The organism is Actinopolymorpha rutila, from assembly GCF_013407855.1.
Lineage (GTDB): Bacteria > Actinomycetota > Actinomycetes > Propionibacteriales > Actinopolymorphaceae > Actinopolymorpha > Actinopolymorpha rutila.
This window is the reverse complement of the sequence record NZ_JACBZH010000001.1, coordinates 1317133-1338421: the sequence shown is the minus strand read 5'-3', so window position 1 is coordinate 1338421 and position 21289 is coordinate 1317133. Positions and strand designations below refer to the sequence as shown.

Annotated in this window: 18 protein-coding genes; 11 read left to right on the top strand and 7 right to left on the bottom strand. The window is 70.6% G+C overall.

Features of this window, described 5'->3' with window-relative positions; genetic code table 11:
• The first annotated feature begins 92 nt into the window (after nt 1-92).
• The 4 genes from F4554_RS05835 (at nt 93) to F4554_RS05820 (ending at nt 4106) form a co-directional block, all read left to right on the top strand.
• Nucleotides 93-332 carry a LapA family protein gene (locus F4554_RS05835; protein WP_202889161.1) on the top strand — a complete coding sequence of 80 codons (240 nt, stop codon included), beginning with the start codon at nt 93-95 and terminating at the stop codon, nt 330-332.
• 203 nt (nt 333-535) lie between these two features.
• Nucleotides 536-859, top strand: coding sequence for an SHOCT domain-containing protein (locus F4554_RS05830; RefSeq protein ID WP_179786429.1), 324 nt, complete (start codon nt 536-538; stop codon nt 857-859).
• Between the two features lie 138 nt (nt 860-997).
• Nucleotides 998-3643, top strand: a complete 2646-nt coding sequence (locus F4554_RS05825; protein WP_179786428.1) for a right-handed parallel beta-helix repeat-containing protein — start codon at nt 998-1000, stop codon at nt 3641-3643.
• 79 nt (nt 3644-3722) lie between these two features.
• Nucleotides 3723-4106, top strand: coding sequence for an SHOCT domain-containing protein (locus tag F4554_RS05820; RefSeq protein ID WP_179786427.1), 384 nt, complete (start codon nt 3723-3725; stop codon nt 4104-4106).
• A 34-nt stretch (nt 4107-4140) separates the two neighbouring features.
• Here F4554_RS05820 and F4554_RS05815 read toward each other — a convergent pair whose 3' ends face one another.
• The 4 genes from F4554_RS05815 to F4554_RS05800 all read right to left on the bottom strand — a co-directional run bounded on the left by F4554_RS05815 (nt 4141) and on the right by F4554_RS05800 (nt 9743).
• The gene (locus tag F4554_RS05815; protein ID WP_337795891.1) at nt 4141-5676 is read right to left on the bottom strand and encodes a N,N-dimethylformamidase beta subunit family domain-containing protein; all 1536 of its coding nucleotides are present in this window, start codon (nt 5674-5676) and stop codon (nt 4141-4143) included.
• Between the two features lie 142 nt (nt 5677-5818).
• Entirely contained in the window at nt 5819-7378 is a 1560-nt protein-coding gene (locus F4554_RS05810; protein ID WP_179786426.1) for an alpha-N-arabinofuranosidase, read from the bottom strand.
• 30 nt (nt 7379-7408) lie between these two features.
• Nucleotides 7409-8944: a hypothetical protein gene (locus F4554_RS05805; protein ID WP_179786425.1), complete on the bottom strand. Its 1536-nt coding sequence runs from the start codon at nt 8942-8944 to the stop codon at nt 7409-7411.
• Nucleotides 8945-9146: 202 nt separating this feature from the next.
• Nucleotides 9147-9743, bottom strand: a complete 597-nt coding sequence (locus F4554_RS05800) for an NADPH-dependent FMN reductase (protein ID WP_179786424.1) — start codon at nt 9741-9743, stop codon at nt 9147-9149.
• Nucleotides 9744-10153: 410 nt separating this feature from the next.
• Here F4554_RS05800 and F4554_RS05795 point away from each other — a divergent pair, with 410 nt between their 5' ends.
• From F4554_RS05795 to F4554_RS05775, 5 genes are read left to right on the top strand one after another with little or no spacing between them, the layout of a single operon-like run.
• Nucleotides 10154-11257: an ABC transporter substrate-binding protein gene (locus tag F4554_RS05795; RefSeq protein WP_179786423.1), complete on the top strand. Its 1104-nt coding sequence runs from the start codon at nt 10154-10156 to the stop codon at nt 11255-11257.
• Between the two features lie 25 nt (nt 11258-11282).
• Nucleotides 11283-12152 (top strand): ABC transporter permease, encoded by an 870-nt coding sequence (locus tag F4554_RS05790; protein WP_179786422.1) that lies wholly within the window; start codon nt 11283-11285, stop codon nt 12150-12152.
• On the top strand, nt 12128-12955 hold the full coding sequence (locus tag F4554_RS05785; protein ID WP_179786421.1) for an ABC transporter ATP-binding protein: 828 nt from the start codon (nt 12128-12130) through the stop codon (nt 12953-12955). The genes F4554_RS05790 and F4554_RS05785 overlap by 25 nt, the downstream gene beginning before the upstream one ends.
• A complete protein-coding gene (locus F4554_RS05780) occupies nt 12952-14343 on the top strand; it encodes an LLM class flavin-dependent oxidoreductase (RefSeq protein ID WP_179786420.1) in 1392 nt (463 codons plus the stop codon). Before F4554_RS05785 ends, F4554_RS05780 begins: the two co-directional genes overlap by 4 nt.
• Before the next feature lie 21 nt (nt 14344-14364).
• A complete protein-coding gene (locus F4554_RS05775) occupies nt 14365-14913 on the top strand; it encodes a flavin reductase family protein (protein ID WP_179786419.1) in 549 nt (182 codons plus the stop codon).
• A gap of 84 nt (nt 14914-14997) precedes the next feature.
• Here the strand turns inward: F4554_RS05775 and ku are convergent, their stop codons facing one another.
• A complete protein-coding gene (gene ku, locus F4554_RS05770; protein WP_179786418.1) occupies nt 14998-16089 on the bottom strand; it encodes a non-homologous end joining protein Ku in 1092 nt (363 codons plus the stop codon).
• 125 nt (nt 16090-16214) lie between these two features.
• Nucleotides 16215-17312 (bottom strand): Gfo/Idh/MocA family protein, encoded by a 1098-nt coding sequence (locus F4554_RS05765; protein WP_179786417.1) that lies wholly within the window; start codon nt 17310-17312, stop codon nt 16215-16217.
• 134 nt (nt 17313-17446) lie between these two features.
• On the opposite strand from F4554_RS05765, the gene F4554_RS05760 reads away from it, so the two are divergent.
• Together F4554_RS05760 and F4554_RS05755 are read left to right on the top strand one after the other, a co-directional pair.
• A complete protein-coding gene (locus tag F4554_RS05760) occupies nt 17447-18214 on the top strand; it encodes a DUF4118 domain-containing protein (protein WP_179786416.1) in 768 nt (255 codons plus the stop codon).
• A 388-nt stretch (nt 18215-18602) separates the two neighbouring features.
• A complete protein-coding gene (locus F4554_RS05755; protein ID WP_179786415.1) occupies nt 18603-19295 on the top strand; it encodes a DUF2267 domain-containing protein in 693 nt (230 codons plus the stop codon).
• A gap of 34 nt (nt 19296-19329) precedes the next feature.
• Here F4554_RS05755 and F4554_RS05750 read toward each other — a convergent pair whose 3' ends face one another.
• Complete coding sequence (locus F4554_RS05750) at nt 19330-21264, bottom strand: multicopper oxidase family protein (protein WP_179786414.1); 1935 nt, start codon at nt 21262-21264, stop codon at nt 19330-19332.
• Nucleotides 21265-21289 lie beyond the last annotated feature (25 nt).

Here is a 21289-nt window from a genome sequence, read left to right as displayed (position 1 = left end):
CTTCGGTCGTTGCCATCCACTGATCTCCTGTCGCTTCGGGCGAGTGCGCGCAGGCTGGAGGTAGGCGTTCAACCGCTGTCGTAGGGGGACTCGTGAACAGTACACAGCAAGGTCAGGAACGACAGGGATTCTGGGCACGGCCGAGCGTGCGCAGGGGGGCGAGGTTCGCCGTCCTCGCGGCGATCGCCCTGGTGTTCATCTTCGAGAACACCGCGACGACCACGGTCCGGCTGCTCGTGCCGGAGGTGACGATGCCGCTGTGGGGTGCCCTCCTCATCGCCTGGGTGCTCGGCCTGCTGGCGGGCACGGTCAGCATCCGCCGCCGCCGCTGAGTCCTCGCCGAGCCTTCGATCCGCCGACGGTCCGCTGTCCGATCCGCTGTCCGGGACTCGCGTTCACCGAGTTCGGGTCGTTCGGCAGGTGTCGGCCGACCTGCGGCTCTGCCTGCCGACGACGAGCCGCGGCCACGATGGGCCTATCGAGTCGACCGGCGTCGGGCCGCGTCGACGGCTGCCTTCAGGATCGGAGACGATCGATGTTCTGGTACGGCGGCGGCATGGGCTGGTGGGGCTACGTACTCATGACGATCAGCATGATCGCGTTCTGGGGCCTGGTGATCGCCGGAGTGGTGGCGTTGGTCCGCTACGCCGGCCACGGCCCGCAGACCGGCGCCGGCGGTGGGCAGCCGCGCGTCCCCGCGCAGGGACAGGCTCCCGCCCCGCCCATACCACCGCCCGCGCGGCCGACCCCGGACGACGTGCTGGCCGAGCGGTTCGCCCGTGGCGAGATCGACGAGGACGAGTACCGCCGTCGGCTGGACGTCCTGCACGCGACCGGATCCGCCTCCACCAGGCGCTGACTGCTGTCCGGAACGGACGGCCTGACTGGTACGCATCGATTGACCCCGGCTGCCCGCTTCACTAGCTTCCCGAGCACCGCTTCGACGCCGCTCGGCCGGTATGTGCCCGGTCGGGCCACCGCTCCGGGGAGAGGGCTCATGGACCCGCATCGTCTGTGGCGTACGCGCCGGGAGCTGCTGCGCGACGCCGGCCTGGTCGGCACCGGACTCGCCGCGGCGGCGGCCGGTGTTCTGCCCGCCGGGCCGGCCTCGGCCGCACCGCCGGGAGTCCGCAACCTGCCCCGTTCGTGGTACGACCGGCCCGGGCTGGAGGGCATGCCCCGGATCGACTACGAGTCGATGCCGGTGGAGAACGTCCGCGACCACGGCGCGGTCGGTGACGGGCGTACGCCGGACCGGGCGGCGTTCGACGCCGCCGTCGACGCCCTGCAGGCCAAGGGCGGCGGTGTCGTCTACCTGCCAACGGGCCGCTACCTCTTCCCGCCACCGCCTCCCCCGACACCGCACTACTGGCTGCGCGACCTCACCAACATCCACTTCGTCGGCGAGGGCGAGTCGTCGGTCGTGGTGTTCGAGCAGCCCGGCATCACGGGCCCGAACGACTACGCGCCGAAGTACACCTTCACCCAGGGCTGGGCGTTCCCGAACGTCGTCAACGTGTCCTTGCGTGCCCTCTCGCTCACCTGGACGCCGTTGTCGCAGATGCGGGACGGGCGGCCGTGGTACGCGATCGTCCTGGACGGCGGCCAGGGCGCACAGTTCGTCGGCGTGCACGTCGACGGCGGCCAGCCGGGCATCTGGATCCCCGGCGGACGGGACAAGTGGGTGGTGGACTGCGTCGTCCGCAACACCGCGTCGGACGCGATCCACTTCCAGGGCGCCACCCGCTCGGTCGGTGCGTACAACTACGTGGAGAACGCCAACGACGACGCGCTCGCCAACTTCACCAACACCGCGGACACTCCGGACACCACGAAGATCGGCGACGTGCGGTTCGCCTACAACACGGTCGTTTTCGTGGGCTGGGGGCGCGGCCTGACCTTCGGCGGTTCGCGGCAGCGGATCGACCACAACTGGGTCGAGGCGCAGGTGGAGGCGGGCATCTACACCGACGTGGGCATCTTCGAGGGCGCGCCGAACGCGCCGTTGTACGACGCGGCCGCACAGGACAACACCCTCGTCCGGACGAACCTCGCCCAGCGGGAGGACAACGCCTTCTACCGTTACGGAACCGGCGGCTACCAGGGCGCGATCTGCGTACGCGACGAGGTGCGCGGCATGCGCGTCGAACGTAACCGGATCGCCGGCTCCGGGGTGCACGGCATGACGTTCGGGATCGAGGGCTGGCGGCCGTTCGACGGCACCGACGTCGTGGTCGACTCCAATGTGGTGGAACGACCGCTGGGCACGGGCATCCGGTTCATCCAGACCGCGACCGCGGACCGGATTCGTTTTGCCGGCAACGAGATCCTGGACACCGGCACGGCGAGCGTGTCGGTCGAGGGAACTCTCACCCACGTCACGACAAGGGACAACGAGGTGACCACCCCGCCTTCGGTGACCGGCTCTGTCAGCGGTGACTTCGACGGCTTCACGGTGGTGGACGACGAGCCTCGTTACCGCGACGCCTACCACGACTTCCGCGTGGCCGCGGACGAGACCGGCTGGTCGCAACCGCCGAGCGGCCCGAGGATCAGCCCGCGGACAGCGGTCGCCGACGTGCGGCGGTTCGGCGCGCGCGGGGACGGTCGCGGCAACGACCTGCCCGCGTTCGAACGCGCCCTGCGCAGTCTTCCGGCCTCGGGCGGAGTGTTGCGGATTCCGGCGGGGACGTTCGTCCTGCGGCCGCCGACCGGCCCGGACGCCTACCCGGACACGCGGATCCGCCACCACCTGCTGGTCGCGGGCCGCGACGACCTCCGCGTCGAGGGCGTGGGAGAGGACTCGGTGCTGGTCTTCACCAGCGCGGACCACCAGGGCATCCGGTTCGTCGACTGTACGCGGGTCGCGCTGGCCGGCGTCCGGCTCGAACTCCGCCCCAGCACGCCGCTGCGGCACAACCGCGCCCTGGTGGAACTCTCGGCCACCCGCGACTCGGTCGTGGAACACGTCACCGCCGCCGGCTCCAGCGGGCCGGGCGTCCTCGTCGACTCCTCCCGTTCGGTGGCGGTACGCGACTCCCGGGTGCAACGTGCCGGAACCCACGGCATCGAGATCGCGGCCAGCCGTCAAGTGTTCGTTGACAACTGCACGGTGACCGACGCCCGCGACCACGGAATCTTCCTGAGCTGGCTCGGCAGCATCGCATGCGCCCCGCAGTACGTGCGCTTCTCCGGCAACCGGGTGGCCGGCACCCGGGAAGGCGCCGGCGTCGCGGTCATCGGCGGCGACCACGTGAGTGTCGCGGACAACGCGGTGGACAGAAGCTACCTGGCCGGCATCTACCTCTACTCCCGCTGCGGAAACTTCCCGCCCGGCCGGGTCGAGGTCACCGGCAACGTGCTCTCCGACACCAACACCGGCAGGCTCTCCCACACCCCCGGCGCGATCGCGGTGCACAGCCTGCAACGCGGCCGCACAAGTGCGGACGTTCTCCTTGCCGGCAACACGATCCGGCGGACGCCGTACGCCGGGATCTGGGTCGGCGGGCCGACGCCGATCGGGACGAAGCTCGCCGACCTCGCCCGGCTGGAGCTACGCGACAACCCGGTCACCGAAGCCGGCGGCCCGCCGGTGGACATCTCCGCCGCCCAGCGCGAGCACATCGACCACCTGCAGATCTGAGTTGACATACCCGAAAGCACGCACGGATGCCTACCATGGAAGGAGCCGTGCATGCACGGGTCACGTTCGGGGGAACGTCATGGATTACCCACTTCTCAATGCATTCCTCACCATGCTGTGGCTTTTCTTGTGGATCCTGTGGATCTTCCTGCTGGTGAAGGTGATCACCGACATCTTCCGCAGCCATGACCTGGGCGGCTGGGGCAAGGCCGGCTGGACACTGTTCGTCATCGTGCTGCCGTTCCTCGGCGTCTTCGTCTACCTCATCGCGCACGGCCGCGAGATGAGCGAGCGGGAGATGGCCCGGGCCAAGGACCAGGAGCAGGCGGTCCAGGAGTACGTCCGGACAACGGCGCGGGTGCCCAGCCAGGCCGACGAGCTGAGCAAGCTCGCCCAGCTACGCGACCACGGCGACATCTCCGAGGCGGAGTTCCAGCAGGCGAAGGCGAAGATCCTCACCTGACCTGCCGGGGCGAGGCGCCGATCGATCGCTGGGTTCAGTCCGAGGAGCTTGCCTGTCCCCCGTGTGAGTACTGGTCGGCGTTGTCGTGTGCGGGGTGGGTCCGCCCGGCCGGACCCGCCGCGAACGCCCTGAGCAGGTTGGCCGTGACGCCTTCGACGAACCGCCAGGTGCGGGCGTCGAAGCGCTTGGAGTGTGCCAGGGCCGGAACCCACCGCATGGTGCCGGCGTCGAACACGCCCGCCCCCGAGTCGACGGTGTAGTAGGAGGAGTTGGCCCAGGTACGTCTCTGCGCACCGCACTGGACCGGTGAGTTGGAGAGGATCTCGATCGGCCGAGGGGTCGGATAGCTCAGGTCCAGGCGGTCGGACTCCACGCCCACCAGATGGGGAAAGCTCGTGCCCTTGCGCACTCCGGTCCTGGCGAACAACCAGTTCCTCGGGTTGACCACCACGAAGGCGGCGTCGGCCGGGAAACAGTCGTAGGCCAGGCCGGTGAGTTCGCTTTCCGGCCGTGGGTCCGGCGGCTGCCGCCAGTCCTGGGTCGTGTCCGACGGATCCCGGTTCCGCAGCGGGTCCTCCGAGACGGACTTGTAGCAGACCACCAACCGGTTCGCACCGTGCGGCGTACTAGCGAACCGGATGTGCCGGAAGACGGCGTTCGCACCGAGGAACGCGAGGTTCGTGCCCGCGTCCCGCGCCCGGATCGCGTTGTCCCGCATCGCCTTCGACCAGTACTCGTCATGGCCCAGGCTGATGACCGCGCGTGCTCCGGTGAGAAGTCGCGGCTCCGTCGAGAGCTCCACGTCGGTGATGTAGGCGAGCGGGAGCTTCATCCGCTCCGCGAACACGACCGCGGCCCGCTCGGTGGTCATGAAGCGCGAGATGCCGGCGTCGTCGTAGGGCCGGTCGAAACTCACCGCCCGCGAGCGGTCCGCGAACCCGGTCGGTCCCTGGTAGAGGTCGTACCCGCCCCACAGGTTGTAGGCCTGCCAGGTGGTGACGGCGTTGACCAGCACCACCTTCCCCGATGTGTCGGTGGAACGGACCGTGACCGGGACGTAGCGCTCGTACCCCGCGGTCGAGATCAGCTTGACCAGATAGTTGCCCTCCGGCCATCCGGTCGTCCTGACGGTCATGGACGGCTTCCACGCCGCGGCGGTCACGGTGTTGAGCGGCCGCGTCACGACCGGCTTCGGCTGCCGGCGCCCAGGCATCGCCGGCGACCGCCACACCTCCCGCCCGCCGGTGCCGCCGTACCATCCGATCCGGTACGCCACGGCCCGGAACCCGTCGGCCGTCGTGGAGACGAACAGCCGGAACGGTTCGCCCGAACGAACCGCGATCCGGTCGGCGTACCCCTCGATCGCCGAGTTCGGTCCCTTCCTGTCAAGCTTCCATTGCGTCGTCCCGGGCCGGGAGTTCTCGACCTCGACCGCTGGGCGGGCGGGACTGGGCTTCGTCGTGGCGCCCCGGAAGAGCGACGGCGAGGCTTTCGGGCCGCCAACCGGCCCCGAACACCCCGCCGTCACCAGGACGACAGCCGCTACCAGCCAGGCAACCGCCCGTCCCACTCGCCGACACCACCCAGCCACGGACGCCGCCTCCGCTCACGAGTCACGATCCAAAGATCACTCATCGCGTCGATACCCACTCCGTGCGGCGCTCACCCTCGGCCGGGCAGGCTCAGGCGGAGTCATGCGGAGTCATGCGGAGTCAGCCAACTCCTCCGGCGAGCGTGACGAAGGAGTGCGGCGGCAACTCGACCGTCAGACCGACCCCGAACGCACCGGCCTCGCGGTCGGCGACGGTGAAGCCGTCGAACGCAGCCGGCTCCACGGCTTCGGGTTCGCCCGGCCGGTTGTGACCGTCGATCGCGGAGGCGGTGAGGATCCGGCCGGTGAGGCCGGTGACGGCGCCACCGCGCAGGTCGAAGTTGACAGTGAGAGGCTCACTGGCGTCGAGGTTCGTCAACGACACCAGCAGGTCGCCGTCCTTGACACTGGCCGACACCGAGACCGTCTCGAGCTCGCTCCTCGACTCGCCCTCGCCGTATGCCCGCGACGTTCCCTCCGTCGACAGGTGCACCGGAAGGTTGTGCGCGTCCTGGTGCCCCTTGTTCATCTCGAAGACGTGGTAGGTCGGCGTGCGGACGAGCTGGTTCCCGTCGGTGAGCAGCATCGCCTGCAGAACGTTGACCGTCTGCGCGATGTTGGCCATCACCACCCGGCGGGCATGCTGGTGGAAGATGTCGAACGTCACGCTGGCGACCAGCGCGTCGCGCAGGGTGTTCTGCTGGAACAGGAACCCCGGGTTCGTTCCGGGCTCGACGTCCCACCAGGTGCCCCACTCGTCGACCACCAGGCCGACCTGTGCGCCCGCGTCGTAGCAGTCCATCACCCGGGAGTGCCCGGCGAGGATCTCGTCCATCGCCCGGGCGGCGCCCAGCGTGCGGTAGTAGTCGTCCTCGGTGAAGTCGGTGGCGCTTCCCTTGGCGTGCCACGGTCCGGCCAGCGTGTAGTAGTGGAGCGAGATGCCCTGGTAGTAGCCCCGCGGCCGGTTGGTGCAGCCAAGCGGGTTGAGCGCCTTCATCAGCGCCTCGGTCCAGGCGTAGTCGCGGTCGTGGGCGCCGGCGGCGATCCGGTAGAGCTTGTTGCCGGCCTGGTCGCGGCAGTACGTGGCGTACCGGCGGGCGAGGTCGGCGTAGTGCTCGGCTCGCATGTTGCCGCCACAACCCCAGGCCTCGTTGCCGATTCCCCAGAACGGCACCCGCCACGGGTTCTCGCGCCCGTTCGCCTTTCGCAGGCGCACCATCGGGCTGTCGCCGTCGCGGGTGAGGTACTCCACCCACTCGCTCATCTCGCGTACGGTGCCGCTGCCGACGTTGCCGTTGACGTACGGCTCCGCGCCGAGCAGCTCACACAGCGCCATGAACTCGTGCGTGCCGAAGTGGTTGTTCTCCTCGACGTCGCCCCAGTTGGTGTTGACCATCGTGGGCCGCTGGTCCGCGGGGCCGATGCCATCCTTCCAGTGGTACTCGTCGGCGAAACAGCCGCCCGGCCAGCGCAGGTTGGGGATGTTCAGCGCACGCAGCGCCTCCACCACGTCGAGGCGGATGCCTGCCTCGTTGGGGATGTCGGAGTCCGGCCCGACGTAGAAGCCGCCGTAGATGCAGCGGCCGAGGTGCTCGGCGAAGTGCCCGTACAGGTGTCTGCTGATCTGTGGCCCGGGCAGGTCGACGTTGACAACGGCGCGGGCGGTGCGTCGCGTAGGCATGGTGCAGCCTATCGACGGGACATCTGATGACTAGGCCTCCGCCTTGGCCGTGTCCGGCACCGCCTCCGGGACCGCGAGGAACTCGATCACCACCATCGCTATCCCCACCGCCAGCGCGAGCCACCAGACGACCACGGCCGTCGGCTCGTTCCACAGCACGAAGATCAGCGCGGCCACGACGACGGCGGCGACCCGGACCAGCGTGCGGTGGGCGTACACCCACGGTCCCACCGGCCCGGTACGCAGCCCGACCGCCGCGGCCTTGGTACGCAACCAGCCGATGCCACCGGCGAGTGCCGACCTGGTGCGCGTCGCGGTCACCGACGGGCCGGTCATGAACCCGCCGAAGGCCACCGCAAGGCCGAGGGCGAAGTAGGTCCACAGGTTGGTGTACAGATAGCGGACGAAGGTGTCGAAGATCACCGCGGCGGCATCCGGTGGCAGGGCCGTCGGTGGCACCGAGTTCAGATAGAACGCCCGGCCGGCGGCCAGCGCCAGCCACAACACGATCATGCCGCCGGCAAGTCCGAGCCCGGCGGCGACCAGCATCCGGCGATGGCCGCGGGCGAGGAAGACACCGAGCCCGAGGAACACCACCGCGAGCACGGGCAACGCGACCCCCAGGTGGTTGAGCAGCCCGTAGGCGTTCTGCGCCTTCACCAGGTCCCTGGTCTGGGCGACCGGGATGCTCGGGTTGATGTTCGGAAGCCGGTTGACGATGCCCAGGCCGTGGCTGGCCAGATCCTTCTTCGCCACGTCGATGAACGGCCCGAGCTGCAGCTTCACCGTGTCGCCCGAGACGACCACCGCCTTCGACCGGCCCGACAGCACCTGCACCATCTGCTGGTGCGCGGTGGTGTTCACCCGCACCCACACGCGTGCGAACCGGTCACTGCGTACGACGTCGACGAGCCGGGCCTGCACGAAGCCGTGGATGCCCGAGGTCATCGGGCCGACGAGCGCTCTGAGCTGGTCGGCGACCAGCGGCGGTATCCCGCTGCGCGAGGTGAGTGCCGTGACCGTCTGGCCGATCAGCCGGTCGACGTGCAGGCGGGTGAAGATCGCGTCGGTGGCCCTGGTCGCCACCGCCTGCTGGACCGCGGGTTCCCTCGCCAGCGGAGCCACGGTCTGGACGTACTTCTGCGTGTCGGTGACCTCGGTCTTGACCCACACCGCCGCCACCGCGAGCGGTGCGAGCAGGCTGCCCAGCACCACCAGCGCGATCGCCACCGGAAGCCGCCACTGCCCCGGTTTGCGTTGCCGCTCGGCGGACGGGGGTTGCGGAGTCGGCGGCTCCCCGGCACGCATCCGGGCCGCCTCGGCCCGTGCCTCGGCGGCGTCCGCACGCGCCGACGCGACTTCTGCCCGGATGCTCGCGAGGTCGGCGCGCAACCGGTCGAGCTCGGTGCCCTGCTCCGGCACGGTGGGCTGTTCGGGTACGGACGGTTGCCCCGGCACGGCGGGCCGGTCGGTCTCGGGCGCGTCCGAACGCTGGTCCGGAAGCTCGGTCCGGCGTTCGTCCGAGCGCCGGCCCGGACGTTCACCCGACTGTTCGCCCGAACCCATCGACACCTCCGGACCACGACCGCCCCGGACGTACGGCCATGCCACCGCGGTACCCGCGCTGGTGCCCCCAGTGTCCGCATCCGACGGGCCGGGAGCGCAGAGCCGAAGGTCCGTCAGCCGGCCGCCGCCCAGCGTGGCGGGTCACCCGGAACGCCGGGAGCGCGATCGGCCCGACCTCGCATACCTCGTCAACCTCGCATTGTCAGCGAGCGCCGGCGAGCTCGGTGTGGCCGGCGTGACTCGTGCGGTCGGCCGGGCGGAGCAACCTCGCCAGCGTCGGCGCCTCGGTGCGTACCCACTCCTCCACCACCGCGGCCGGGTCCGCGAGGACGACCTCCTCGACCGCGAACGCCCGGGTGGGCGTGCTCGCACCCAGCTCCACCAGCAGCGGCCGCAGGTGGACGTCGGCGACCAGCCGGTGGATCGGGGCACCCGCCACCGTCATCGGCACCGCCGCCACCCCGCTCAGCGCACCGCCGCCGAGGCGGTCGAGGAACGCCTTGAGCAGGCCGGTGTAGCTCGCCTTGTAGACGGGTGTGGCGGCGACCAGCACCGAGGCGGAGGTGACCGTCGCCAGCGCCTCGTCGACCGCCGGGCCGCCGTCGAGGACCGCGCCGCCGAGCTCCGCAAGGTCGACCACCTCCAGTACGGCGCCGGGCAGTCCGAGGGAGTCCACCAGCCGCCTGGAGAGCTCCTCGGTCAGCTCGCGAGTACGGGAGTTCCTGCGCGGGTTGCCGATCAGGGCGACCACGGACGTTGCCGGGTGGCCGGCCGGGTCGGCGACGGGCGAGGGTGTCATGGGTCCTCCTGGGTGGTCTCGGTACGAGAACAAGTCGTCTCAGCTTTCGGATACCATAGTAATCCAGTAGGAATTAGTCGCTATGGTGATTCCCATGTGGGCAGCGCTCCTCCTCACCCAACGGCGTGAGATCGATCTGATGCACGTCGCCAGCGCGACCTGTCGCTGACGTCCGGACGGGTTCGTTCTGCGGACCTTCCTCTTTCCCGCACTTTCCCGCAACACCTCACCAGCCGGCCGGCGTTCGTTCGCCACGGCAATCTCGGCTGCCCGTGGCCGGTCATCCCTGCCCCGGTCGGTTGTGACCTCGGCTGGTGAGCCGGCGCCGCATCGTTTCGTCACTTCGCACTCGACGGCCGGGCCGACCATGCCCGCGACCACCAGATCTTCACACCACTTGGAGTTTCGTCATGTCCACCCCCGTTCCACGTACCCGCCGCACCCTGCGCGCCGGCCTCGCCCTGCTCACCGGCCTCGTTCTGCTGACCGGCTGCGGCCTCAGCAAGGCCGACTCCAACGGCACAGACGGCACGAACGGGTCCGGCGCAGGTGACAGGAAGCTGGCACTGGACGCCCAGCTGCCGATCACGGTGCCGAAGGGAACGACGCTCACCATCGGCGATCCGGCCACCCAGAAGGCCCTGGAGCTGTCCGGCCAGATCGACAAGCTGCCGTTCAAGGTGAAGTGGGCCAACATCAGCGGCGGCCCGCAGACCACCGAGGCCTTCCGCGCCGGCGCGCTCGACATCGGCTCCGTCGCCGACATCCCGCCGATCCACGCGACCTGGACCGGTCTGCACGTGCGGATCGTCGCGGCGAAGTTCCGCGTGGACCCCATCCATCACCCGATCTACCAGCTCGGCATCGCGCCCGGAGTGAAGGTGCGCTCGCTGGCGGATCTGCGTGGCAAGAAGATCGCCTACAGCCCCGGCCAGGCACAGGGCGCGCTCGTCCTGCGCGTCCTGCAGAAGGCCGGACTGAAGAAGTCCGACGTCACGCTGGTGGAACTGCCGAGCACCGGTGACGTCTACCCCAACGCCCTTGCCGGCAAGCAGGTCGACGTCGCACCGATCGGCGGCGTGGCCATCAAGCGGTATCTGAGCAAGTACGGCAAGGACGGCGGCACCACGATCCCGCACGGGCTACGGGACGATCCCGGCCACCTCTACACCCAGGTCGCAACGCTGGAGGACCCGGCGAAGGCGGCGGCGATCCGTGCGTACGTGCAGTACTGGGCCCGCGCCCAGATCTGGATGGACAAGCACCCGCAGCAGTGGATCGACGGCTACTACGTGAAGGACCAGGGCCTGTCCGAGGAGGACGGCCGGTGGCTGGTGAAGACGTCCGGTCACCCCGACATCCCCGCCGACTGGAAGCCCGCGATCGCCCGCCAGCAACAGACCATCGACCTGCTCGCCCGCGAGACCGACAAGCCGAAGTTGACAGCGGCGGACCTGTTCGACCAGCGGTTCGCGCCGGTCGCCACCGACGCCATCAAGAACGAAGCGCCATGACATCCACGAGGGGGCTGACCCACCGATGACCACAACTACCACCGCCACCGCCACCGCCACCACCGCATCGCCCGTCCGGGTACCGCCGCGGACGGTCACCACCGCACCGGTCCGGCGTGCCCGCCGGCTGGGCCCGGGGCGGCCCGTCCGGTTCGGCTCCGCCGTCGGCCCGCTGCTGTTGCTCGGCCTATGGTCGGCCGGATCGGCGACCGGGCTGATCGACCCGCGGATCCTGTCCGCTCCCTGGACGGTGGTGACCACCACCATCGACCTGGTCAACGACGGCCGGCTGCCGGCCAACCTGGCCGTCTCCGCCCAGCGGGCCTTCCTCGGTCTGGCGATCGGCATCGGAGTCGGCACCCTGCTCGCGCTCGCCTCCGGCCTGAACCGGCTGGGCGAGGCACTGATCGACGGCCCGATCCAGATCAAGCGCGCGATACCTTCGCTGGCCCTGCTCCCGCTGCTGATCCTGTGGTTCGGGATCGGGGAGACGATGAAGGTCGTCACCATCACCCTCGGCGTACTCGTCCCGGTCTACATCCACACCCACAACGGCCTGCGCACCATCGACAGCAGGTACGTCGAGCTCGCCCAGACGGTCGGCCTCGGCCGCTGGGCGTTCGTCCGCAAGGTGGTCCTGCCCGGTGCCCTCCCGGGCTTCCTGCTCGGCCTGCGCTTCGCCGTGGTCGGTGCCTGGCTGGCCCTCGTGGTCGTGGAGCAGATCAACGCCACCAGCGGAATCGGCTACATGATGGAGCTGGCCCGCACCTACGGCCAGACCGACATCATCGTCGTCGGCCTGGTGGTCTACGGAATCCTCGGGCTGGCCTCCGACGGCGCCGTCCGACTCGTACAGAGGAAGGCGCTGACATGGCGACGTACGCTGGCCGACTGACCGAGCCCGCGGCAGCGGAGCGGCAGCCGGCGAACGCCGGGCCGGCGGTGGACGTCCGTTCACTCGTCCGGAGCTTCGACGAACGCACCGTCCTGGACCACCTGGACCTGGCGATCGAGCCGGGCGAGTTCGTCGCCCTGCTGGGCCGCAGCGGCTCGGGCAAGAGCACCCTGCTCCGCGCGCTGGCCGGACTGGACCACGACGTGGAGGGCACCGGCCTGGTAGAGGTGCCGCGCAACGTCTCGGTGGTCTTCCAGGACTCCCGGCTGCTGCCGTGGCAACGCGTCCTTGACAACGTGACGCTCGGCCTGTCCGGACCGGGAACGGCTGGCAAGGGACGGGAGAGCCTGGCCGAGGTGGGCCTCGCCGGCCGGGAGCAGGCCTGGCCGAACCAGCTGTCCGGCGGCGAACAGCAGCGGGTCGCGCTGGCCCGCTCACTGGTCCGCGAGCCGGAGCTGCTCCTCGCCGACGAACCGTTCGGCAGCCTGGACGCGCTCACCCGGATCCGCATGCACGGCCTGCTACGCCGGCTGTGCGAACGGCACCGGCCGGCGGTGCTGCTGGTCACCCACGACGTCGACGAGGCGATCGCCCTCGCGGACCGGGTGCTGGTGCTCACCGACGGCCGGGTCGACACCGAGGTCGAGGTGACGATCGACCCGCCGCGTGACCCGTCCGACCCGCGCTTCGCCGAACTCCGTTCCCGGCTGCTGGCCCACCTGGGCATCGTCAACGGCGGCTTGCAGGCCGCCGGTCCCGACTCCGACGTCCCCTCCCGTCGACCCGAAGAGGTCTCCCGATGAGCACATCCCGCAAACCCCTTCACCTGAACGCGTTCCTCATGAGCACCGGCCACCACGAGGCGTCGTGGCGACTGCCGGAGAGCAATCCCCACGCCAACACCGACGTCGAGCACTACCGCGAGCTCGCCCGGATCGCCGAGCGGGGCACCTTCGACTCGGTCTTCTTCGCCGACAGCCCCGCCATGTTCGGCGACGTGGGCCGGCGGCCGTCCGGATCGCTGGAGCCGACCGTCCTGCTCACCGCGATCGCCGCCGCGACCGAACGCATCGGCCTGATCGCCACCGCGTCCACCACCTACAACGACCCGTACAACCTGGCCCGCCGGTTCGCCTCGGTCGACCACGTGAGCGGCGGCCGGGCGGGATGGAACGTCGTGACCACCGCCTCGGTGGACGCGGCCCGCAACTTCGGCCTGGACGAACTGCCGAGCCACCACGACCGTTACGCCCGGGCGGCGGAGTTCCTGGACGTGGCGCGGCGGTTGTGGGACAGCTGGGACGACGACGCGGCCCCTGCCGACAAGGAGAGCGGAGTGTGGGCGGACGCGTCGCGCGTTCACCGCGTCGACCACGCCGGGCCCCACTTCCGCGTACGTGGACCACTCAACCTGCCCCGCTCGCCGCAGGGACATCCGGTCCTCGTGCAGGCCGGGTCGTCCGAGGACGGCAAGGACCTCGCCGCGGAGTACGCCGAGGCGGTGTTCACCGCGCAGCAGACCCTCGCCGACGCGCAGGCGTTCTACGCCGACCTGAAGGCCCGGGTGGCCCGCGCCGGGCGGGACCCGGACACGGTGAAGATCCTGCCCGGCATCGTGCCCGTCCTGGGCGCGACCGAGGCCGAGGCCCGGTCCCGCGAGGAGCAACTGGACCAGCTGATCGTGCCGGAGTACGCCCGGGCGCAGCTGGCCCGCACCCTCCGGGTCGATCCCGACGACCTCCCGCTGGACCGGGAACTCCCGGCGGACCTGCCCGAGGAGGACGAGATCGAGGGCGCCAAGAGCCGCTACACCCTCATCGTCACCCTCGCCCGCCGGGAGCGGCTGACCGTACGGCAGCTGATCGGCCGGCTCGGCGGCGGCCGCGGGCACCGGACGTTCAGCGGTACGCCGGAGCTGGTGGCCGACGCGCTCGCGGAGTGGCACGCCAAGGATGCTGCCGACGGCTTCAACGTGATGCCGGCGGTGCTGCCGAGCGGACTGTCGGAGTTCGTCGACCACGTGGTGCCGATCCTGCGCCGGCGCGGGCTCTTCCGTACCGAGTACACCGGAACGACCCTGCGCGACCACTACGGCCTGGACCGCCCGGTCAGCGTCTTCGCCCGGGACCACGAACGAAACCGCGAGCAGAACCACGACGGGGACCGCCAACTCGACCTGCTCGGCGCCTGAGCCGGTGTCACGGAGGACCTGATGACCACCTACCTGGAAGCTCTGGAAGCACCCACCGGCATCACCCCGGACCTTTACCGCGCGGTCTTCCGCCGGTACGCCGCGGGCGTCGTCATCGTCACCGCGGACGCGGGATTCGGCCCGGTGGGCTTCACCGCGACGTCGCTCGCGTCGATCTCCCTCGACCCGCCGCTGGTGTCGTTCGCCCTGTCCACCAACGCCTCGAGCTGGCCCACCATCGCCGCCGCGGAAAGTGTGGTGGTCAACTTCGTCGGGGCACACGACCACACCCTCGCGGCGAGGTTCGCTACCAGCGGCATCGACCGGTTCGGCAGCCCCACCAGGTGGTCGCGGCTGCACACCGGCGAACCCGTGCTGGACGACGCCGCGGGCCACCTGCGCGGACGGATCGACTACCGCTACCCGGTCGGGGACCACCACCTGGTGGTCGCCGAGGTCACCGCCGCGGCCACCAGGCAGCACGCGCCGCTGGTCTACCACGCCGGGACGTACGCCACGGTGGGGCCGACGACGCCGCCGACGACACCGAGGACGCCGCCCGCCGCCTGAGCAGCTCTCGCGGAAACCGAACGCCCCGCCCGTGGCCGTCCACGAGCGGGGCGTTCGGCGTGCAGGTGTGCGGGTGTGCAGGTCTCAGGAGGCCTTCTGGACCGCCTTCTGCAGTTGGGCTCTGGTCATCTTCGACCGGCCCTCGATGCCGAGCTTGGTGGCGCGGTCGTACAGGTCCTGCTTGCTGAGCTCGGCGACGTCGGCCGACCGGGAGCGCCCGTCCGAGCCGTTGCCCGCCGCCTTCCGCGTACCCGACCGGCCACCCCCGGACTTCGCTGCCTTCTTCGCGCCGGCCGCCGACTTCGTTGCCTTGGCGGCCTTCTTCGCACCGGCCGACTTCGCGGCCTTCTTGGCCCCCGAACCCGAACCCCCCGACCCCGCGCGCCCGGACCGGCCGCTCCGGGCCTCGTCGACGCTGCGGCGCAACGCGTCCATCAGGTCGACGACGTTGCTCTCCTCCGGCTCGTACTCCTCGACCTCGATCTCCTTGCCCTTGGCCTTGTCCTTCACGATGCCGAGCAGGCGTTCGCGGTAGGTGTCGTGGTACTGCTCCGGCTTCCACGGCGTGGTGAGCTGCTCGATCAGGTTGACCGCGGCCTTGACCTCGCGCGAGTTGCTCCGGCTGCTCGAGGGCAGGGTGTCGACCACCTCCTGCGGGTCGCGAACCTCGTCGGCGAACAGCAGCGTCTCCAGCACCAGCACCTGCTTCCAGGGCCGGATCACCGAGAGGTACTCCTTGCCGCGCATCACGAACGAGCCCACCCCGGCCAGGCCGGACTGTTCCATCGCGTCGCGCAGCAGGGCGTACGCCTCGTGTGCGCTCTCCTCCCGCGGGGCGAGGTAGTAGCTCTTCTCGAAGTAGACGGGATCGATCTCGGCGAGGTCGACGAAGTCGGTGATCTCCAGCGAACGGGACCTGCCCAGGCTGGCCGAGTCGACCTCCTCCTTGGTCAGCGTGACGAACTTGTCGCCGGGCAGCTCGTACCCCTTCACCACGTCCTTGTACTCGACCTCGCGGTCGGTGCCCTCCGCGACGCGCTTGTAGCGCACCCGGGCGTTCGAGCCGGCCTCGCGCTGGTGGAAGGACACGTCCTTCTGCTCGGTCGCGCTCAGCAGCCTCACCGGGACGTTCACCAGCCCGAAGCTCAGCGATCCGTTCCAAATCGGACGTGCCATGTCGTTCACCTCAGTGCCGTGTGGAGTTCGAGGTCGGATGTCGAGGTCGGATGTCGAGGTCGGATGTCGGGTCGGATGTCGGGGCGAATGTCCAGCCGAAGGTCGTCTACCCCTGAGGCACCGCTCTACCCCCCGGACGTGGGCGCCCAGGGTTGGCGCTCGGTGCGGACGGTCTCGCCGGTACGCACGGCCTGGGCGATCATCATGCCGAGATAGTGGTCCTGGCAGGCCTGCGCCAGCCCGTAGAAGCCCGGGCCGCCCGCCGCGTGCTCGGCCATCCTCGCCAGGCAGGTGGCGATGGCGATCTCGTCGTCGTACAACCGGGCCGGCGCGAACGGGTTCTGGTAGACCCAACGGTCACCGGCCATGATGCCATGCAGGAAGTAGCCCTCGGCGTTCTCCCACTCCCCGCGGTTGACCCGGGTGAGCTCGAAGTCCAGCGCGGTGCCGGACGGCTCCTGGATCCGGACCCGTCGGTCGAAGATCTCACCGCGGTGGCCGCGCACCGACACGTGGTTGGACCTGATCCAGGACCGGTGCTGGTTGGCGGTGAAGTCGTAACAGCCGAGCCGGTCGCCGAAGTCCAGCCAGGCGAGGTCGCGCTCGGAGGTGACCAGGACGTCCTCGCGCGGCGGGCCCTCGCGGGTCGGCCCGGCCACCCACGGCGACTCGAACCGCATGCCGCGGATCACCGCGTCGTCGTACCCGACACCGAGGAAGAGGCGGAGCAGGCTGACGGCGTGGTAGAGGTGCGAGAACGACACGGTGGCCTGGGTGACCGGGCCCAACCGGCCCTCACGGACCAGCGCCAGCCGCGCCTGGTTGAGCGGGTGCAGGTGGTACTGCTCGGCCACCTGGACCCGGGCGCCGGTCCCGGCGAGGTCGGCGTACAACCGGCGCAGTTCGTCGAGGTCGGGCGCAGGTGGGGTCTCGGCCAGGACGGGTACGCCGCGCCCGGCGAGGTCGCGGATGTAGTCGGCGCCGGCCGCCGCGGGCACGGACACCACCACGAAGTCGGGATGCGCACCGGCGGCCAGGAAGTCGTCGAGGGTACGAAACGTCGGGACGTCCCAACGGCGTTCCATCTCCCGCCCGCGCTCGGCGTCGCGCACCACCAGCCCGGCCACCCGGAACCGTTCGGGCAGCGCCCGGGCGATCCGCAGGAAGTACTGCGCCCGGAAGCCGGCGCCGCCGACGATCCCGAAAGCCGCCACTTCGGTCATCCCCTGCTCCCCTCGCCGAGGTGCGAACCCGGCGAAATCAGCTCGGGGCCGCCCGTCACGGGGCAGATTACCCGCGTCCCACCGGCGTCGCCGACGGGCCGACGAGGAGGCGGCCGGAGCGGTTTGATGGAGGCATGCGCGCGGAGACGTTCCTGCAGGCACACCGCACCTGGGTGGGTGTCGTGGCCGCCGTGCTTCCGCTGGTCGCCTGTGCGGCGCTGGCGCCGTTCCGGGAGAGCGTCGCCAACACCGACGTCGCCCTGGCCCTGGTGCTGCTGATCGTCGCCGCGGCCTCCACCGGCGTCCGATGGGCCGGGGTCGTCGCCGCGGTCTCCAGCGCGGTGTGGTTCGACTTCTTCCTCACCCGCCCGTACCACCAGCTCACCATCGCCAACCGGGAGGACGTGGAGACCGCCGTACTCCTGGTCATCGTCGGCGTCGCGGTCTCCGAGATCGCCCACTGGGGACGCCGCCAGCAGGCGCGCGCCAGCCGGCAGGAGGGATACCTGTCCGGCGTGGTGCGTACGTCCGCCGCGGTCGCCGCCGGCCGGGAGTCACCGGACTCGCTCACCTCGCACGTCGCGAACCAGATCACCGACGTCCTGCGGATAGACGACTGCCGCTTCGAGCGTTCCGGCGCGAACGGTGAGGACGGGCTGGCGACGATGGACAGCGACGGCCACGTGACCCGGCACGGCCGGCCGCTGGACGTCGACAGGTACGGCCTGCCGACCGACGCGGAGACGGCGCTCGTCGTCCGCAGCGGCGGTGTCGTACACGGCAGGTTCCTGCTCGTCGCGGCCACCGAGGTGGTGCATCCGACGCTGGAGCAGCGGCAGGTGGCGGCCACCCTCGCCAGTCAGCTCGGCGCGGCGCTGTCCAGGCCGAGCACCCAATCGTGACGGGCGCGGACGCGGCACAATCGGGACGGGCGCGCGATCGGCGCCCCGGCGGGCCGGGCGCGGAGCCGGGCGCAGTTGGAGACCTGTAGAACAATTTCCCTTCGCCGGCATTGTCCGGATCAGGTAGCTGGGGGTCGTCCAGGCGATCTCTCGATCGTCCGGGCCTCTCAGCCCTTTCGGGCTCCCTCGCTTGCTCCACAGGCCTTGTTGCAAAACTCTCGCGTCGCCCGCGAGCCGCGTAGGGCACAAGGTCCCCATCGGCCCGTACGCCGGACATCCCACAGACCGGGCCGTCCGGCCGGGCCGTTCGCCCCTTGGCCCGTGGTGGCCCGTCGTCGAGCGTGGAGGGAGACCACCAGAGTGCCGGCACGTTTCCCCGGAGGCGACGATGACGATCCGCCCACACGCCCTGGCCCGTGCGGAGAACACCACCCACGCCTGGCTGCACACCGTCGCCCAGGAGCTGGGCAGCGACGACCCGGAGTTCACCTTCCGCGCGGTACGAACCTGGCTGCACTGCGTCCGGGACCGGCTCACGGTGGAAAGTGCCGCGCACCTGGCCGCCCAGCTTCCCGAACTCCTGCGGGGCGTCTTCTACGACGGGTGGTCGCCCAGCCGGGTGCCGACGAAGGCGGACGCGGAGGAGACCGCCGAACGCTTCGCGCACGAGGCGATGATCCCGCTCGGCGAGGTGCACAACGTGGCCGCCGCGGTGAGCGTGGCTATGCGCGGGCAGTTCTCCCCCGGCCAGCTGGACACGACGTTCGCGAACCTGCCGATCCGCCTGCGGGCGTTGCTCGAACCCGATCCCGACCGCACGCCCGGCGGTGACGGACGGGCCGCCGGCCGGGGCGAGCAGGGTGGCGGCGAACGCGTGCCCAGTCAGCGCAACCGCGTCGACACCGCTGTCAACGACAGGTTGGCAGACCTCGAACGCCACCTGCAGGCGCTCACCGAGGCGGTCCGGGCACTCGCCGTCGGGATGGAGGAGGTCCCCGTCGACGAGCCGTCCTCCCACCGGGCCGCGCGGGCCGCGCGCAGGGCACACCAACTGCTGCTCGCCGCCGGCCGGGAGGTGTGACCACCCCGTTCAGCCCGCAGGACCCGGACGTTCCTCACCGAACCACCTGGAACGGGCGCATCATCTCGTTGTCCTCGTGCTCGACGATGTGGCAGTGCCAGACGTAGCGTCCCGGCAGGTCGAACCGCGCCCTGATCCGGGTGACGTCCCCGGGAAGTGCGACGACCGTGTCCTGGTGGCCGGCCTCGCCGTCGAACGGCGGGGCGGTGCCGTCCGGACCACGCCCGACGACCTGGAACTGCACCTGGTGGACGTGGATGGGATGGGCGTCCTCGGTGGCGTTGTGGAACTCCCAGATCTCGGTCGACCCGAGCTTCGGCGTCTCGGTCACCGGGGCGGACCACCGCTCCGCGGTCGGCGTCCCGTCCGGTCCGATCGTTCCGAGCAGTGCGGCGACCGGGCCGTCGGGCAGCTCGGACTCCTGTTCGAGGAGCGCGAGCGGGCGCACCTTCACCGCCGGCCCGAGCGGTGGACACGGCGGTAGCACGAGATCCTCCGGAGGCACGCTGGTGTCCTCGCCCACCCGTGCCCGTACGACGAACTTCGTCACCTGGCCGGTGGTCGCGCGATTCGCGGGTTCGAACTGCGTTCCCGGTTCACCGCCCTGGTACGGCTCGTCGGGCCCGTCGTTGCGCAGGTAGAGCACGGTTCCCTCGGGCGCGTCGCCGAAGTCGACGATCGCGTCCACCCGCTGGGCCGGAGCCATCACCGCGTGCTCACGGAGCACCGGCCGGGGCAGGAAGCCACCCTCGCTGCCGATCTGCCACAGCGGAAGCGCCACGTCGTCCGGCCCGCTGGTCGGCCGGCACGCGATCCGCAGGATCAGGAAGCGCGATCCGCAGCCGTTCAGCAGCCTCAGTCGATACCTCCGGCGCTCGACCTCGAGCACCGGCCACGTCCGGCCGTTGACGACGATCGTGGTGCCGAACACTTCCGGGTTCCAGATCGGCGGTACGTCTGTCACGGGGCTGTACGGTCCCGGATACCCGTCGAAGTCGGCCCGGCTCGCGGGATAGGACAGCGCGCCGTCCGCGGTGAACGAGCGGTCCTGCACTGCTATCGGGATCTCGTGGTACGCCGTGCCCGGCCGGTCCCCGAGCGCGGGCGCCGGACCCGGCAGCACGCCGGGCGGCAGGTCGGCCTCACCGCCGCGCAGCAGGTAGAAGCCCGCCGGGCCGGCGTAGACGTTCACCCGCGTCATGCCCAGGGCATGGTCGTGGAACCACAAGGTGGTCGCCCTCTGGTCGTTGCCGTACCGGAACGTCGCGGTGCCGGGCCGCCACCGGATGCCGTACCGCTGTTCGAACTTCTCCCGGAACTCCGGGTAGAAGCTGCCCTCCGTGGCGTACCCGCGGGGAAGGTCGCGGGCGTCCGGCAGGAACCACGCCTCCGGGTAGCCGTCGCTCTCCTCTGCGGTGTGCCCTCCGTGCAGGTGCGTCACGATCGGCACCGGTCCGCGGTAGCGACCCGGCGTGCACCCGAAGTCGGGGACGGAGTCGCGACCGGCCACGCCGCCGGGAGGATTCGCCCAGTGCAACGTGGGATCCACCGCCAGCAGGTGCGGTAGGTACCGGCCGGCGCGGTCGACGAGCTGGTTGACCCAGGTGACCCGGACGGGGCGGTCGACCCGGGCCTCGATGGTGAACGACGGACAGTGGAACGTCCGCGGATGCCGCACCGAGCCGTAGCCCCACACCGTGGTGGCGGGCAGGCCGGGCGGCAGGATCTGCTGACGGAACTGCCGGACACCGATCAGGTAGCGATCCACGCCGTCCGGGCGCCCGGGCGCGACGGTGGGCATCGCGGGCAGGATCACCAACGGCGTGACGTACTTCGGGATCGAGCACGGGTCCGACGACGGCACCGTGTGAGGTCGTCGGTGGGCCCGCGCCCTTCCCGTCAACCCAGGAAGGGCGAACGGCGCGCTCGCGGCCACGCCGTTGGCCAGCAGTCGCCTGCGCGTGACCATGCTGGGAGCGTGCCCGCGGGCACGC